This window comes from Pedobacter folensis, assembly GCF_056490665.1.
Window position 1 is genome coordinate 1,543,874 of the sequence record NZ_JBWJIF010000001.1, and the last position, 16,384, is coordinate 1,560,257.

Genomic DNA, 16,384 nt, shown 5'->3' on the forward strand with positions numbered 1-16,384 from the left:
AATCTTAATTATAACATCTAATTGCAAATATTGCGGCAGGAACCTCAACTGATGGGTGTTCAAAAATAAAGTTCAAACTATCAGTAATTACCGGTTGGTTTAAAATGATACTGTTTCTTCCCTGATAATTCCCCGTTTTTTCGAAAATGATATTCCCAGCTGCATCTTTAATCTGATAATTCCTGATACAGAATGGCATTACCGATTCGGGATGAGACATGAGAACCGATTCCATTGGATGGTCATAATCACAATCAAAAACGATTTCAATTTTTGACACTTTTTTAGCTTCTTCCCATTTTAACCTGATAGTTGGATTGGAATCATAAAAATCTGCCGCCCAGGCATTTGTCCCACTTACAGGCCGGTCTATGCCATTACGTATGTTTTCAACAGAAAAAGGCTTTAGGGCTGGTGTAAAATCAAGCGCCAGATTTAACCCTTCCGGACGTCGTTGCGGGCACCAGAATTCGAATTCATCTACTCCGATATCTTCAGTAGGAATCTGCTTCCCGTAATTGGATACAGCCTTGTTTACCAGATTAAAGACAGATAATATTCCGGTGATGCGCTGTTGAGTAAAAGCGACCTGCACTAAAGGATTTTTATCGAGGATCAAAAACAAATAAGCATCCTTTTCAACAGCAAAATCAAAATCTACCTCCATCCACTCCGTTTCTGGTGAAAGTTTAAGTTCCTGTTCTTCCAAAAGTACGTCTGGAGTGAAGTTCCCAGGCTTGCTACTGCCCATTAAACGCAGGTTAAGAGATGTTTCAGCGGTACACGAAACCTTGAAGCCCACTTTTGGAAATCTTCCTTTTTGCACCGGAATTAATTGTGCAGTAGATATCGTTAGTGGCTGAAGCTGCATATTGCTATACATAGTTGACAACCTCAGTTCGCTTGATGCAGAAATCCCAGCAGAGGCAACCAGGTCATTTCCATCATTTATGCTAAAACCTGGAATGAACTGGCCGGCCCGAAGTAACTGTTGTTGCAACGCGGCCATTTTGCCCGAAGAAAGAACTTCTGCCGGAAGAATCTGATGTGTTAGACAAATCTTTGCCGCAGCACCTATAACCTGTGCGGCGTTGGCACTCGTGGCCATTACCCTGGTTGAGGCAAAAGCAACATGGCTCGCGCTGATTATCCGGCCCCCAAGAAAAAGATTTTTAACATTTCTGCTGTATAAACAACGGTAAGGAATTTGGTAAATGCCTTTTGCATGCCATTGATTACAACCTGGCTTATCGCTAAAAACACCATCGGCGGGGTGAAGATCAAGCGACCAGCCCCCATAAGCTACTGCATCCTGATGGTGCCGTTGTTCGATGATATCCCGTTGGTTCAGGATATATTCCCCCTCAAACCTCCGGCTCTCGCGTTTACCGGGGATCGTGCCTACCCATTCTAAGGTGAGGTTTTCCGCATCCGGAAAGTTTCCAGAGTTCTTGATATAATCCCATGTACCATAAACGACTTTCCAGAGTTCCCATTTAATCTCTTCTGTATCATACACCGTATCCATACGGCCTCCGTACTCAATCCACCACAACCTACAGCCAAACTCTTTTGTATTAAAGCTCTTGTAGCGGGGAATCTTGGTGACATCAGTGAGGGCAAATTCAGGGGCTTTGTATTGAACAGGTTTACCGGTATCTTTAGAGTAAAAATAGAGCGAATGCCCTAAAAGCTCACCATATTCTTTACTTGGGGCAAACTTCTCATTAAATTCTGTCTTAGGTTCAGCGCCCATCCGAAATGCGGCACCGGAAAGAAATCCCAGGATGCCATCACCGGAACAGTCGCAAAATAATGGTGCAGAAACAGTAAACAAACTAGAGTTCTGGCTACAAAACCCACGTATTGATGCAATTTCACCTCTGGTATTTTTCTCCAGTTCATAAACCGCTGTATTGAGTAACAGCTGAATATTCGGCTCGGCCATCACTGCATCAAGCAGGATGGTGTCGAAAATTAAAGGGTTTCCTTCCGGATTGCGATACATATTCTCTACAAGCAACTCATCAATCACGCCACCTTCTCTTGCCCAGCGGTTATTGTTGCCCATGTGTGAAGTGGCACCCAGTACCCACAACCGCACTTCGCTTGATGCATTGCCACCCAATACCGGCCGATCCTGCACCAGCACCACTTTAACTCCAAATCTTGCCGCTGTTATCGCTGCGCAAACCCCGGATAATCCTCCCCCTACAATCACCATTTCTGTGTGGATACTGACATTTCTTAGGCTTCTTTTCTCTTTTTCTCTCGCTAATAGCATATATTTTTATTTAAGGTCGATAGTAGTGGTCAGGGCAGTAAAGCCCGTAGGTTTTAGTACATGAATGGGTAAAGAGGTTAATCCAGCAGGAACATTGATTTGAATTTCCTGATGCTCACCCGGCTTGATCTGTGGAATTATTTTACTCTCTCCACCATACTGCAGCATGTAATGAGTAAGTGTATAACTTGGAAAATCCTTTCTGCAGGTGAATTCCAATACGAGCTTTCCGTTCTCTTTGGTGTAGCTTTTTTTGGTGACAATAAGCGGAGAGAATTCTTCCTGCTGGGCGATGTAAGCTTCCCTGGGCTTTAAATAATAATCTACCAGTCCCCAGGGCCTTTGCCCCTCGGCATTACTCCCTGAATAACGACTGTAATAATCATTTACAGACCACCAGGCACATCCGATTACTGCGTTGCTTTTTCGAAAAATATCTATTGCTGCGTGAATGTAAACCGATCGTTGCTGCTCATTTTTCACCTGGTCTGCCCTTTGGCCCCACTCGCTAATCAGAATGGGTTTGTTTGGGTATTCCCGCTGGATTTTATCAACAGTCCACGCCAGTCCAGCAAGATCTGCATAGATGTTCGCGCAGATAAAATCTGCATAGTAGCTGGCTTCCTGTTCAGGGCGTTCGTATTTTCCAGCCAGTTTATTGCTAACAAAGGTTAACAGTCTGCTGGTGTCTATCGTTTTGATATAAGCGAACATGTCCCTGGTCCAATCTACTCCGGCAGGTCTTCCAGATTCATATTCATTACCAACACTATAGGCAATTACAGAAGGATGGTTCCAATCCTGTTCGATCATTTCCCTGAGCTGCTTTTTATACACCTCACGAAGAGATTTATTGTTGAGCTCGCGATCCTGATATCCCCAGTTCCCCGCCTCAGCAATGATCAGCATGCCATTTTTATCTGCCCAATCTAAAATACTTTCAGGAAGCGGATAATGGGTAAGGCGCTGAAATTCCATTCCTCCATTCTTCATTGTCCGCAGGTAATGATCGGCCAGACTATCCGAAACAACCGAACCGATTTTAGGATAGTCGAGTACCAGGTTTCCCCCGCCGAGCTTAACGGCTTCGCCATTCAATAATAGTTGAGCTCCTTTCACTTCAACCTTACGGATACCAAAGCTTACGCTTTGCGTATCTTTACCAACCGTAACCCTGGCCTGATAAAGTTCAGGATGATCAAGTCCCCATAATTGCGTATCCTTAGCCTTGAATGTAGTGGTTGCCTGAAGATAGCCGTCAGAAGATCTGTTCTGTACGGTAGGTTTGATAACCATCTGAGCAGGTAGGAGCTTACCGTTTTTAAAGAAACGGATATTTACCGGGTCATTCCAGTTTCCCTTACTTAGCCATGTAGCTACTTTGATCTGAGCTGTACCACGCTTAAGATCAGGTATGGCCTCTATCTTCACTTTACTGATGTACAGTTCGGGCCTGGTTTTGAGATAAACATTTCTGGTGATCCCTCCATAATTGATCCAGCCTACATTTCCGGCATTTTCCGGGTTACTTCCGATAGTTGGTATGGTAAGTGAATCCAAATGGTTATTTACTTTGACTACCAGGGTATTCTGCCCTTGCCTGAGTACATTGGTCACATCAAACTCAAAAGGGGTATAACCGCCCTCATGTGCGCCTACACGTTGATCATTGAGCCAAACTTCTGAGCGGTTAAAAACGGCATCGAAATGAAGAAAAACCTTGTTGCCTGCATTTTCAGCAGGCTGGAAGTTGAATCTCTTCCTGTACCATGCATTCCCTTCAAAAAAAAGGTAACGGCCATCTGCGGAGAAACTATGGGGCACTTTCACTTTGTCCCATCTCGAGTCAGCTGAATACCTGTCTTTAGTCCAACCCCGCTCTTCGCCTGTTTGGGTAAAATCAAGCGAAAAACGCCAGTCGCCATTTAAAGAAATATCGCCCTGTTTTTCTTGAGCTGTTAGCTGAATAGTTTGAAGAAGCAGCGCTAAGCAAACCAGAAATTTAGTTTTATAGTGTTTCATTGGTGTTCAGTTATGTTACCAGCCTGTATTTTGACCTAAACCGGCATTTAAGGTAGTTTCGGCATAGGGTACAGGCCATATATAATGTTTTGAAGGATTGAATGCCCTTGTATCTAAGATAGACAACTTTGAAATGAAGGCAGCATAAGATGGAATATCGTTTACATCGAAAGTTGGTGTTCCGGGAAAAGGATAATCAGCTTTATTGACCGGTACGCCTACGATTTGAGTGGTCATTACTTTTTCTGCAAGTTTCCAGCGGATCAAATCCATGTATCTCCGGCCTTCCAAAACGAGTTCCATTCTTCGCTCTCTTCTTAACACCCGTCGCAAATCTGCCTGAACTGAAGTAGTAATAGACGGATAGGCAGCGGTTGCCGACAAAGCCACACCATATGCCCTGGCTCGTACCATATTTATGGCATCCAGCACAGATTGATCGATCTGGTTGAGTTCGATTTTGGCTTCCGCATAAATCAATAATATTTCAGCATAACGGATAATGATCTGATCGAGATCGACCTTGTTGTATTGAGCAACCTGACTTTCATCTATTCCTTTTTTCCATAGATAGCCAGTATAGCTGGCAAATGGGAAACCCGCATTTTTAGCATCTTTATTGGTTACCTTTTTGTTATCTTTTGTACTAAATACCATCGTACTGTCGGGATGATTTTCATAAATATAACCCAGCCAGTTTTCCCCAGGGGTAACGATTGTTGCCTTTAACCTCGGATCGCGGTTTTCAAAAGGTTTTTTAAAATTATACAGGGGAGATTTATCTATCATTAAGCCATCTCTGCATTCATAACTATCAATAAAATCAATGGTTGGAATATTAGATGCAAAGCCACCTGCATTACGGCTAATGGTATACTGAATGTCGTAAAACTGGTTGTATGTAGTCGATCTTGGAAAAGACATAATGATCTCCTGACTATGCTGCCCTACTCTCAAAAATAAATCTCTATAGGAAGGGTAAAGTCCATACACTTTTAAGTCCATAACTTTTTTCGCTGCATCGGCTGCTACGGCCCAATCATTCAATGAGATTGCAATCCTGGCCTTTATAGCCAGCGCAGTGCCCTTGGTCCAATATTGTAGTCCAGTTGGGTAAGAACTGGGAAGGACAGCTGCTGCAAAATCAAGTTCATCGTAGATAAACCGAACGACTTCCGCTTTAGGCGCTCTGGTAACTGTCTTAGCCTGTTCGAGTGTTTGTGTGGTTTTTATCAATGGAACATCTCCGAAATGGACGATGAGAATACCATATTCATAAGCTCTTGCAAAACGTGCCTGCGCCTCGAGCTGACGGCGATATTCGGTGGTAACATCCTGAGCTTTGTTAATGTTATCCAAAATTCCATTTGCCCTGGCTATTCCTTTATAAGCGGTTAGCCAGGTATTGGAAAAAGTTCCCGACTGTATAGTGGTTGTACCGTGTATAACATCATTTCCATTACCAGTACGCTGCCAATAACTATCACCCCAATCTTCTGCATCCTGCGGATAGAGCGCCGCATTGTATAGCGCATTTACAGCCAGTTCGAGTTCAGTTTTATTCGAATAGAAAGTCTCGGTACTGGGTTTATCCAATGGAAACCGATCTAATTTTTTGCATCCTAACGTAAATAAAGTAATGGCAAGAATGCAATAGGTATATTTTGATTTCATGTTGTTTTTAATTAAAAGGTTACACTTAAACCACCGTAGTATGTAGTTACGATTGGGTTATCGCTTTGTCCACCTTCAGGATCCCATCCTTTTGGATAGTTGCTCAAGGCAAAAAGATCTGTCGCACTGGCAAAAATCCTTGCGCTTTTTAAGCCGACATGTCGCAGTACCTTAGGGCTAAAAGTATATCCGAGAGTAACGTCTTTCAGTCTGAAATAAGCAGAGTTGAACAAAAAGAAATCTGAATTCGCATAATTCCCACCCCGGTTATTGTAGGTTAGGCGCGGATATTGTGCCTCTGGCCTATCTGGAGTCCAGGTGTTATCGATCATATAAACGGGCACATTACCCAAATTATCAATAAAAGGCTGATACATAAGACTCTGCGGTTTACCCAGTTGTTTACCTACACCTTGAAATGAAAATCCAAAATCAATCTGTCTGAATTTAAGGCTTGCATTTCCGCCATACATATACCGCGGGAGAGCGTTGCCCAAAATCACACGATCTTTGTCAGCTGAGATCTTGCCATCGCCGTTAATATCGCGGTATTTAATATCGCCCGGACGTTCTGCACCGGTAAGCTTGGGTGAGGAAGCAACATCTGCAGCATCTTTAAAATAACCGATGTTCTCATATCCATACCAGGCATTATAAGGCTGACCTTCCAGAATCGCCTGGTCTCCCAGCGTTGAAGTTCCTTTTAAGTCTACAATGCGGTTTTTGAAATCAGAGATGTTGGCAGAAACACTGTAGCTCCAATCTTCATTTATCTTATCGTTCCAGCCTACCTGAGCTTCCCAGCCCTTATTAATCAGTTTTCCTGCATTCTGAGAGGTCGCATTTAAGCCTGTACTCAGGGGTATGGGAAGATTCAGCAGGATATCGTAAGTGTTTTTATAAAAATAGTCGGCATTTATTGTTAAACGGTTATCAAAAAAACCGGCATCCACACCGATATCATAGTCTTCCTTGGTTTCCCAGGTTTTATTTCGGACAGCAAAATCTTCCTGATTACCGCTACTGGCGGGCACAATTTGTCCTGCTGCATTATAGAATAAGGTGGAACCCAATGCAACCAATGCCTGATAGCTATAATTTCCGATCTGCTGATTTCCATTTCTACCCCACGATCCCCTGATTTTCAGAAAAGACAGCCTTGATTCATCTTTAAGAAAATCTTCTTCTGAAATTACCCAGCCTGCTGATACTGATGGAAAAAAGCCCCAACGGTTTTCCTGAGAAAACCGTGAAGATCCGTCGTACCGGAAATTGGTTTGCAGGAGATATTTGTTTTTGAAGTTATAGGTCAGTCTTCCGAAAAAAGACCTTAATGCACTCTCGTTGGCATTACCGCTGTTAGACCAGTTGAGTTTAGCGCCAGCATCGATCACCTGATAATCTGTAAGTACATAGCCATCTCTGTATTGCCCCGAATTTTCGTTTCGAAAGGCATTGTTCTCAAAGCCCAAAAGCGCCGTAAAACTATGGTGTTTAGCTACCGTTAACTGGTAGTTTGCCAGAAACTGGGCATTAATCGCCTGTGAATATTCCTGGCTTTCATTGAGTGAATTGCTTGTACCAGACGTGTTGACTATAACCGATGGATCATTTAATGCGGTGTATCGAACAATCTTCGAAAAGGTACTATACTTGGTAAAACCCAACTGTGGCGCAAAAACACCTGAAAACTTCAAACCCTTTAAAGGCTCATAATTAAGCTGCAAACGAGCATTTAATTGATTGTTACGGCTGTTATATTCTCCTCCGAGGTAATTATTAGCCAAAGGATTACCTCCATCTTTGCCCGGTGCATAGCGACCATCAGAATAAAAATCGTCATAAATGCTGGAAAGTTGTTTTACCAGAAACAAATCACTCGAGCTCGCCGAAAAAGCAAGTGCCCTATAAAATGCCAGGTCTACATTTGCACTTAATTTGTCGTTGATGTTGAGGTCGTTGTTAACCCTGAGCGAATAGCGTTCAAATGATCGGTTAGGATCCATTCCAGGCTGGTCGGTATAACCAAATATCACTTTTGTTTTTATGTTTTTGGCCCCTATGGCAATATCGAGATTATGACGTTGCTGGAATGCAGACTTCTTAAAATAGGTCTTTTGCCAGTTTGTATTTGGATATTTATCAGGCTCTGCTGCATTTAATGCTGCATAATTATTGATGATATCATTTGAATAGATTGGCGTTAACCCATCATTCACCTTCATTTCATTATTTAACCTCATCCAGGTTGCAGCATCTGCAAATTCAGGTAGAGAACTTATTTTTTGCAAGCCGAAATCGGCACTGTAGGTAATACTGGCCTGACCGCTTTTTGCCCGCTTAGTACTGATCAGGATTACACCGGCAGCGGCTCTTGATCCATATATTGCTGATGATGCAGCATCTTTAAGTACCGAAATATTCTCTATGTCATCCGGACTCACATTATCTATATTTCCGGGTACACCATCAACAATTACCAAGGGATCATTAACGCCAAGCGTTGTTATACCACGGATCCGTATCGTACTACCAGCAGCAGGCCCACCAGACGATCTGGTAACTGAAACACCTGGTATAGCACCCTGTAATGCCTGGCTCACCCGTGTCGTTTTACGGTCGGTCAACAGGTCACCACTTAAGGTTGATACCGCACCGGTCAGGTCCTTTTTAGTAGCCGTACCATAGCCTACCACCACGACTTCATTCATTTCGATCCCTTCTTTCTGTAGCGCGACCGTTAGACTATTTCCCGAAACCGGAAGTGATAGTTCAGTGGTTTTATATCCCACAAAAGAAATCTGAACCTTATTAGAAGAATTATTGGATTGGATAGTAAAATTACCATTGTTATCAGTCGCCACATTTTTCTTTTCTACAGTAAGCAGAACAGTGGCACCTACAAGGGGCTGACCAGTTTCATCATTAACCTTACCCTTAATCAGGGCAGGAATTTGTGCAAACAGATAATTACTGCACAAGATGAAAATGGCCAAAAAAGTTAGTCTTCTTTTCATTTTTAATTTGGTTAGTTATTTTATAAGCAGGTCTTAGGACTTGAACTAAAACCTCACTTGACATGCAACAAATCTATTTCAAAATTCAGCGCTCACTTCAGATTTTTTGTTAAAACATTTTTGGGAATGCTCCCATTTTTGGGAACATTCCCAAAAAATAATTAGCTTTAACCTCATGAAAAAGCACCAGATCACGATTATTGATATTGCCCGGCAATTGGGGATTTCCAAGTCTACGGTTTCCAGGGCTTTAACCGGGCACGCCAGTGTTCATCAACATACCCGGGAAAAAGTGCTCAAGCTTGCTGAAGAGATGGAGTATGAACGCAATATGTTCTCCATTGGCCTCATCAAGAAATCAAGTCTTACTTTGGGTATCATTGTACCGGAGTTTACCAGATCGTTCTTCCCACAGGTAATAATCGGTGCGCAGGCAAAAGCCAAAGCTGCTGGCTACAATTTAATCATCAGTCAATCTGACGAAAGCTACGATACCGAGGTAGCCAATGCCAAGGTTATGCTGGTGCATCAGGTGGATGGGCTCATGGTGTCTATAACAAAGGAAACCAAGAATTTCGACCATCTGAAAGTCTTTCATCGCAAGGGGATTCCAATTGTTTTCTTCAATCGGGTATGTGATGAGATGATTGTTCCTAAAGTGATTGTTGACGACATGGAAGGCGCTTTTGCAGCTGTTGAACACCTGATTAAAAAAGGCCGGAAAAGAATTGCCCACCTTGGTGGTCCCCAGTCTTTATCTATAAGCAACAAGCGGCGGGAAGGTTATACGCTCGCCTTGCAAAAACATGGCTTTCCTGTTGATGAGGCACTATTTGCCGAATATGATCTGACCATTACAAGTGTGGAAAAACATATTGATTACTTCCTATCACTGGAGCCCCGTCCTGATGCCATTTTTGCCATTAATGATCCAGCGGCGATAGAAACCATAAGGGTACTAAAAAAGAACGGAATTACAGTACCCGGAGAAGTTGCTGTAGTTGGCTACAGTAATGATATGATTTCCTCCTTTATTGAACCCGCGCTAACCACCGTTGAACAACCCATTCAGGAAATGGGCAGGGTTGCTGCACAATTACTGATCGATCAGATACAACGGAATGTAGAAGATTGGAAGGCCCAGACCGTCCTACTCAAAACAAAACTTATCGTTAGGGATTCAAGTTAGGACGGTCAAAACCTTCTACCGCTTTCCTTTGCCCTGAAAGAAAGGAAAACAGGTATTTTCTTGTACTTTTTGCATCACATCATAGGCTGAAAACCTAATCAAATAAATTTTCTACTTTATACATTTTAATACTGCTCGCCTGGATGATCTTCTGTGTCCCCTGATCAATTGTGATTAGAAAACCCATCGATATCTGTTTGGTAGCAGTAGTCTTAAAGTCAAAACTCAGCATTTTATTATTCAGGTCATTGGTTATGGGTCTTTGTGCAATTGCTGTACCTATTCCGGCAGCGTCGGGTAAAGTAGCCCCCTCGGTTACCACAAAGTATGAGTCGCGATCAGCGGCCACTTTCTTCATATCAACATCAATAGCGTAAGTTCCGGCAGGTAGGCTGAAAGTTTGAAAGATTTTACCGTTAATAATCGGACTGTCTCCTGAACTCCAACGCTCCAGTCCCATAAATCCAACATTCTGATCATAACCGGCGCCCGTTGGTCTCGAGTTCTTAATCGCATCATTACTGATCCAATCCTGTAAGTTTACAAAACGGGCGGTTGTTCCTGTTTGTCGTGCAAAAATAGCATTTTTAATGTAGCTGCTTGTTACATCGGTTTTGAGTGTGCCGAACTCTGAGGTATTCATAAGCACATACGCTGATTGTGCTGTGGGATTAAGACTATACTTACTGGTTTTAAGCACTTTAACTTTTACGGCTACCGGTTTTCCTGCGTGTGCATCAATTGCGGCTTTCGTAATATTGATATAAAATGCGCCTTGCGGACTTCCAGCAGCAACATTAACCGTTGATACCGGATCTTTGGAAGTTGCCGAAGCACTCAGAAAACACTCTGATGAACTTAGCTTATCGTAACCCTGCGGCACATCATTAAAATCAAGCTGTAAATCAGCACTAAAGCCCTCATTTTCCTGCAAACCGGAAAGTGCCAGGCCTAAGGCTCTTCTCACTAACTGATTAGGTTTATCTACAACAATATTGTCTGTTTTGAGTATCAGCTGGCCACTGGTAACCTGTACCAAAGATACTTTAGGTTCTATTATGGACAGACTTTTTAAAGTATCAACCTTACAGGCATTGGTTGATAATATTAAGAGTAATGCGATTGCTATCATCGCTTGTTTGAAGTTTGTTTTCATCATTTCAGCTATTTATTTACCAACCAGGATTTTGTACGCAAACCTTATTTCTCACAATATCAGATTGTGGAATAGGCCATAGGTAGTAGGCTTTTAAAAAAACTCTTTTTTCGATCACTGTTCGTTTGTAGAAATCTAAATCGGTCAGGCTTTTGCCACCATCTACGTTCATTCCCATGAGTGGTGCTCCATCGGTTTGCTCCGCAATCTTCCACCTGCGCGTATCCCAGGCCCTGAAACCTTCAAAGGCCAGTTCTACTCTCCTTTCATCCCGGATAGCCTCGCGAAATGCTGCCTGACTTGCTTTCTTATCAGCAGTAAGTGCAGGAATGCCGGCACGTTCTCTGATTTTGTCAATGTAAAGGGCTGCCTCATCCCTACTTGCCTGGCTATCATTAGCCTCGTTCAATGCTTCAGCATAGTTGAGATATATTTCGCCTAAACGAATAAGAACTAAAGAACGTAAAGCACCTCCCCATTCTACCAGGTTAGAGTTCGGGCTGATATTCTTACAGGTCAGGTAGCCTGTGGCAGAATGATCATGCGAGCCTTGTTTTCCACAGTTTCCTGTAAAATGGAGTTCAACAGTCTGTGCTGGCTTACCATCTTGTTTATAAATCCAGTCTGCTCCATTATAGATGATTGATACATAAAAACGCGGTTCGCGGTTAACATACATATTAAAGGTGTTAGCCTTGGTATATTTACCTGCTACTCCACTAAACCCAGTTTCAGAATAAAGAGAGCCAGGTTCATTGATTTTTTTACCATTAGCCATAAAATAAGAGTCGATCATCTGCTGTGCTATACCAACCCCGTTCCATCCGTTAACAAATCGTGGTGCGCAATGGCGTTCCCAGCCAACATCTGCTCCTGATGAGGCCATCTGCGGACGGGCATAAATAACTTCCTGATTCCAACGGTCAAGAAACAGATCACGATAGGAAATATAAGGATCGAAGACTGATTGTCCGTCGGGAACTTTTTTGTATAATCCTGCCGGCATTTTATCGATCAAAGCCTTCGCAGCATCTGCAGCCTTCTGCCATTTGGAGGCATCGTAAACAGTATTCATTAGGGCTGTTCCATCTAAATTTTTAAAGTTCTGATAATCAGCATTTCCATTAAAAAGTGGGCTTGCGGAAAGCAATAACGCACGCGATTTAAAGCCCATAATGGTCAGTTTATCTATTCTTCCCTTATCATTAGCGCTCATAAAACGTTCCGGGAGATCTGGACTTGCAAGTACAGCATCAAATTCAGAAATGATGAAATTCATGCATTCATCAAAAGGGCGGCGGGGCATCTGCAGCTCCTCGTTGCTCGCATTTACATCTGTAGTTTCCAAAGGAAGGATAACTACCGGGCCATATTGTCTCACCAGAAAGAAATAATAGATGGCGCGAAGTGCCCTTGCTTCCTGTTTCCAGCTCTTGCGCATTTCTATGGTAAGGGTTGGATCATCACATTCATCAACCCGGTTAATAAATATGGAGGCCGAACGGATACCTTTGTAAAAAGCGCCCCACTTATCATAATAACCACTGGATGGATTCCAGTTTCCATTGTTCATCTGTCCGGCCCATGCCGCAGCCCATATAAAATCACCTTCATCGGTAATGCCCAATGTATTATAATTATTCTGCATGGAGAGAATATCTGGTATAAACGAGTAAACGCTACTCAGGTAAGCCTGAGTCTGTGTTCTCGAGCGGAAAACCTCATCGATAGTCAGCATGTCATCGGGCTGTTTGTCCAGAAATTTCTTACAGGAAGTAAAAGTCAGAATACTCAAAACGATGATTATTCCGTATTTGATTTTTGCTAATGCCATTGTCTAGGTTTTAAAAGTTAATGTTTGCGCCCAGAAGAAAAGTTTTCTGTAACGGATAGGACGCTCCGTTTCCGTTGCCCAATTCCGGGTCCCAGAACTTAAAGCTGCTGAATGTATAAAGGTTCATACCTGATGCATAGACCCTAAAAGTTGATATTTTGGCTTTTTGAGTCCATTTTTTTGGTAAACTATAGCCAATTTCTGCGGTTTTTAGTCGCAAATAATCAGCTTTACGCTGCCACCAGGTAGAGTTTCGGTAATTGTTGGGATTCGAACCAGAACTCAACCTTGGAAAAAGTACGTCCTGGCTTGGATTTGAAGGGCTCCAGCGGTCGGTTGCATAATAAGTAACATTACCCTGAGTCTCTCCTCTGGTGAAAGGAAAAAAGCCATCGCCTCCTAGCATAAAATTCATATTACCTGCCCCCTGAAAGAAAACAGAAAGATCGAACCCTTTGAAAGCTAAAGAGGTACCAAATCCATATACAACTTCCGGAATATCCGAATTGCCGATTGCTACATCATCATAGGTATCAATCACGCCATCGCCATTGATATCTTTGTATTTGATATCTCCAACCCGCACTGCACCGAAAGTTTGTCTGGGTGAACTGTTAATCTCCTCCTGAGAAGTAAAAAGTCCTTCAGCAATTAGTCCAAAAGGCTGGCCTAAACGTTTTCCCTTTGCATTTTGATAGGTATAAACATAATCAGGTTCATCGTTATCTAACAGGTTGTTGCGGGCGAAGGTATAATTACCCCTTACTGCCACATTAAACTCACCGAAATTGCGTGTATATTCGAGTGTAGCATCAATACCATGGTTTTTAAACTCACCGATATTACCCCATGGCCGTTGATTTAAGCCTGCGATCTGCGGAATGGAATTTCTTTGAAGGAAAATCCCTTTACGGTGCCGATCGAAGAAATCTGCCTGGAGGTTAAAACCTTTTAAGAACCTAAGTTCAAAACCCAGGTTGATTTCTCTCTCCTTTTCCCAGGTCAGGTCGGCACCCCATTCATTTTCGCCTACACTTCCCCAGTTTACGTTTACATCCTGCCCCAGAACATAAGCGCCATAGCCACCTCCTACAGTAGTGAGGTAAGCAAAACGGCGGGCACCCAGGTTATCATTACCTTTTAAGCCCACTGTACCTCTGAATTTAAGAAAGCTGATGATGTCGGTGTTGATCAGCTTTTTAAAAACTGGCTCTTCAGAGGCAATCCAGCTAAGTCCAGCAGATGGGAAAAGACCGAAACGATGGCCGGCGGCAAAATTTTCTGATCCGTTATATCCGGCATTTACCTCCAGAAAATATCTTGATTTATAACCATATGTGGCCCTGCTCACCAATCCCATAAAGCGGAAAGGTAAGGCTGCCATGGCGGTACCAGCATCGCCATTCTGATAATCCTGCTGATTGTAACCTATCATGCCCGATACCGTATGGTCGCCAAACTGTCTGTTGTAATCCAGCTGACCAACAAAATAAATCCGGCGGTTACCACCTGCAGATTTACCGTACGATAGGTCTTTTGAACCTGTATAAGTTTTTTGAAGCACCAGTTTTCCGGTAAGCGGATCTCTTCCGGGAGGAACAATTGTCCAGCTATCGCCGCTTCTTAAACGTTGCACATTATTATAAGAATAAGCATCGTAAGAGAATTTAATTGAAGATTTCAATCCTTTTATGATCTTATCTGCATCGTATTTCAATGTGATATCTGTTTGCAGGGTATTTGCCCATTGGTTGGTATAACCCCTGTCTACCAAATATTGATAAGGGTTAAAGTTTCCTGAGCCTCCGCTGTTCAGATAGATTACCCTTCTGGGATCTTCGGGATCAGGAGCGGTTGGTGCATATTTGGCCGGGGTAGCCAACATCATGTTGTACCAGATCCCACCTGTATTACCATCTCCCGGATAGTTATTCAGCATCAAATATCCACCTAAACCTAAACTCAGTTCCATATCGGTGCGTAATTGCAAATCGATGTTTGAGCGAAAGTTGATCCTTTGGAGTTTACTTTGCGAATTGTACGTTTTCAGGGCATCAGTGCTCCAGATACCCGATTCGTCGTAATAGCTTCCTGAAACATAATATTTCGCTTTTTCAGAACCTCCGCTCACATTCATCGTTGCCCTTTGGTTACGCGAAAAATCCTTCATCATCAATGCCATCCAATCTACATTTGGGTAGAGTAGCGGATCAACGCCTGACCGATATTTCTCAATCACCTCTGGCGTGTATGGTGTAACATAGCTGGGGTTGGTGGCCAGATTGGCTTCATTGAGTAAAGTAAGGTAAGTTGGTGCATCTACAAACTTGGGTTTCGAAGTGGCCTGTAATCTTCCTTGTTCGTATTTGAAATTTACCTGCGGTTTGGCCAGCTTTCCTCTTCTGGTAGTGATGAGAATTACACCGTTTGCACCACGTATTCCATATATGGCCGTTGCCGATGCATCTTTCAGTACCGAAAAGTTATCTACATCCTCTGGTTCGACGTTGTTCAAAGAACGCTCTACACCATCTACCAGTACCAGCGGTTCGCGCCCTGCCCCAAAAGTACTAATCCCCCGAATCCAGAACTGGGCATCATCCTTGCCGGGCTCTCCACTGCGCTGCACAGCTATTACCCCGGCAACTTTTCCCGCCAGGGTATTACTCAATGAACGGCCGGCAGCTACTTTTAAGTCAGCTACTTTTACCGTAGATACGGCGCCTACCAATGTGCTTTTCTTTTGGGTTCCGAAACCCACAACCACCACGTCATCCATGGTATTACCCGCTTCTTTTAGGGTAATATCTAAGGTTGTTTTCCCTTCCAGTGAAACTTCCCTGGTTTCGTAGCCAACAAAAGAAAAGACAAGGGTTCCATCTGCATTTTCAAGTTTTAAAGAATAATTACCCTTTGAATCGGTAAAAGTTCCAACATTGGTGCCTTTCAGCTTCACGCTAACACCCGGGATGCCTTCCCCTTTATCATCAGTTACCTTTCCTTTGATTACTTCAATGGAAAGCCTTTTGACGTTATTGGGCTGCCTGTCTGCATATGCTGTAGCACTGGTGGCCGCCAGCGCAGTCAGCAAAAGACACCCCACCGTTCGGATGGCAGAAAACTGCCGGTTCGGCTTAGACCTAGCCCTAAGAATAGCCGGAGAAATAGAAATCATCATGTATAATATTTGGTTATTTATTGGTTAGTT

The 16,384-nt window shown here is 43.0% G+C and carries 8 protein-coding genes; 1 reads left to right on the plus strand and 7 read right to left on the minus strand.

All coding sequences use genetic code 11. The annotated features are described in order from the left end of the window. Positions 1-4: 4 nt before the first annotated feature. Genes AC04QZ_RS06145 through AC04QZ_RS06160 form a run of 4 tightly spaced genes read right to left on the minus strand, consistent with a single transcriptional unit; the run spans position 5 to position 8,997 of the window. Positions 5-2,284, minus strand: coding sequence for an FAD-dependent oxidoreductase (locus AC04QZ_RS06145; RefSeq protein ID WP_478357010.1), 2,280 nt, complete (start codon positions 2,282-2,284; stop codon positions 5-7). A 6-nt stretch (positions 2,285-2,290) separates the two neighbouring features. Continuing rightward, on the minus strand, positions 2,291-4,306 hold the full coding sequence (locus AC04QZ_RS06150; RefSeq protein ID WP_478357011.1) for a glycoside hydrolase family 2 protein: 2,016 nt from the start codon (positions 4,304-4,306) through the stop codon (positions 2,291-2,293). A 15-nt stretch (positions 4,307-4,321) separates the two neighbouring features. Then, on the minus strand, positions 4,322-5,980 hold the full coding sequence (locus AC04QZ_RS06155) for a RagB/SusD family nutrient uptake outer membrane protein (protein ID WP_478357012.1): 1,659 nt from the start codon (positions 5,978-5,980) through the stop codon (positions 4,322-4,324). A gap of 11 nt (positions 5,981-5,991) precedes the next feature. Further along, positions 5,992-8,997 carry a SusC/RagA family TonB-linked outer membrane protein gene (locus tag AC04QZ_RS06160; RefSeq protein ID WP_478357013.1) on the minus strand — a complete coding sequence of 1,002 codons (3,006 nt, stop codon included), beginning with the start codon at positions 8,995-8,997 and terminating at the stop codon, positions 5,992-5,994. A gap of 175 nt (positions 8,998-9,172) precedes the next feature. Between AC04QZ_RS06160 and AC04QZ_RS06165 the strand changes: the two genes are divergently transcribed. After that, positions 9,173-10,186: a LacI family DNA-binding transcriptional regulator gene (locus tag AC04QZ_RS06165; RefSeq protein WP_478357014.1), complete on the plus strand. Its 1,014-nt coding sequence runs from the start codon at positions 9,173-9,175 to the stop codon at positions 10,184-10,186. Between the two features lie 94 nt (positions 10,187-10,280). Here the strand turns inward: AC04QZ_RS06165 and AC04QZ_RS06170 are convergent, their stop codons facing one another. Genes AC04QZ_RS06170 through AC04QZ_RS06180 form a run of 3 tightly spaced genes read right to left on the minus strand, consistent with a single transcriptional unit; the run spans position 10,281 to position 16,354 of the window. Beyond that, the gene (locus AC04QZ_RS06170; protein WP_478357015.1) at positions 10,281-11,345 is read right to left on the minus strand and encodes a DUF5013 domain-containing protein; all 1,065 of its coding nucleotides are present in this window, start codon (positions 11,343-11,345) and stop codon (positions 10,281-10,283) included. Positions 11,346-11,358: 13 nt separating this feature from the next. Beyond that, a complete protein-coding gene (locus AC04QZ_RS06175) occupies positions 11,359-13,176 on the minus strand; it encodes a RagB/SusD family nutrient uptake outer membrane protein (protein WP_478357016.1) in 1,818 nt (605 codons plus the stop codon). Between the two features lie 10 nt (positions 13,177-13,186). Next, positions 13,187-16,354, minus strand: coding sequence for a SusC/RagA family TonB-linked outer membrane protein (locus AC04QZ_RS06180; protein ID WP_478357017.1), 3,168 nt, complete (start codon positions 16,352-16,354; stop codon positions 13,187-13,189). Positions 16,355-16,384: the final 30 nt, after the last annotated feature.

Excerpts from the sequence above, each read along its gene's own strand:
- AC04QZ_RS06145 (WP_478357010.1), bottom strand. The coding sequence starts at position 2,284 with ATGCTATTAGCGAGAGAAAAAGAGAAAAGAAGCCTAAGAAATGTCAGT.
- AC04QZ_RS06150 (WP_478357011.1), bottom strand. The coding sequence starts at position 4,306 with ATGAAACACTATAAAACTAAATTTCTGGTTTGCTTAGCGCTGCTTCTT.
- AC04QZ_RS06155 (WP_478357012.1), bottom strand. The coding sequence starts at position 5,980 with ATGAAATCAAAATATACCTATTGCATTCTTGCCATTACTTTATTTACG.
- AC04QZ_RS06160 (WP_478357013.1), bottom strand. The coding sequence starts at position 8,997 with ATGAAAAGAAGACTAACTTTTTTGGCCATTTTCATCTTGTGCAGTAAT.
- AC04QZ_RS06165 (WP_478357014.1), top strand. The coding sequence starts at position 9,173 with ATGAAAAAGCACCAGATCACGATTATTGATATTGCCCGGCAATTGGGG.
- AC04QZ_RS06170 (WP_478357015.1), bottom strand. The coding sequence starts at position 11,345 with ATGATGAAAACAAACTTCAAACAAGCGATGATAGCAATCGCATTACTC.
- AC04QZ_RS06175 (WP_478357016.1), bottom strand. The coding sequence starts at position 13,176 with ATGGCATTAGCAAAAATCAAATACGGAATAATCATCGTTTTGAGTATT.
- AC04QZ_RS06180 (WP_478357017.1), bottom strand. The coding sequence starts at position 16,354 with ATGATGATTTCTATTTCTCCGGCTATTCTTAGGGCTAGGTCTAAGCCG.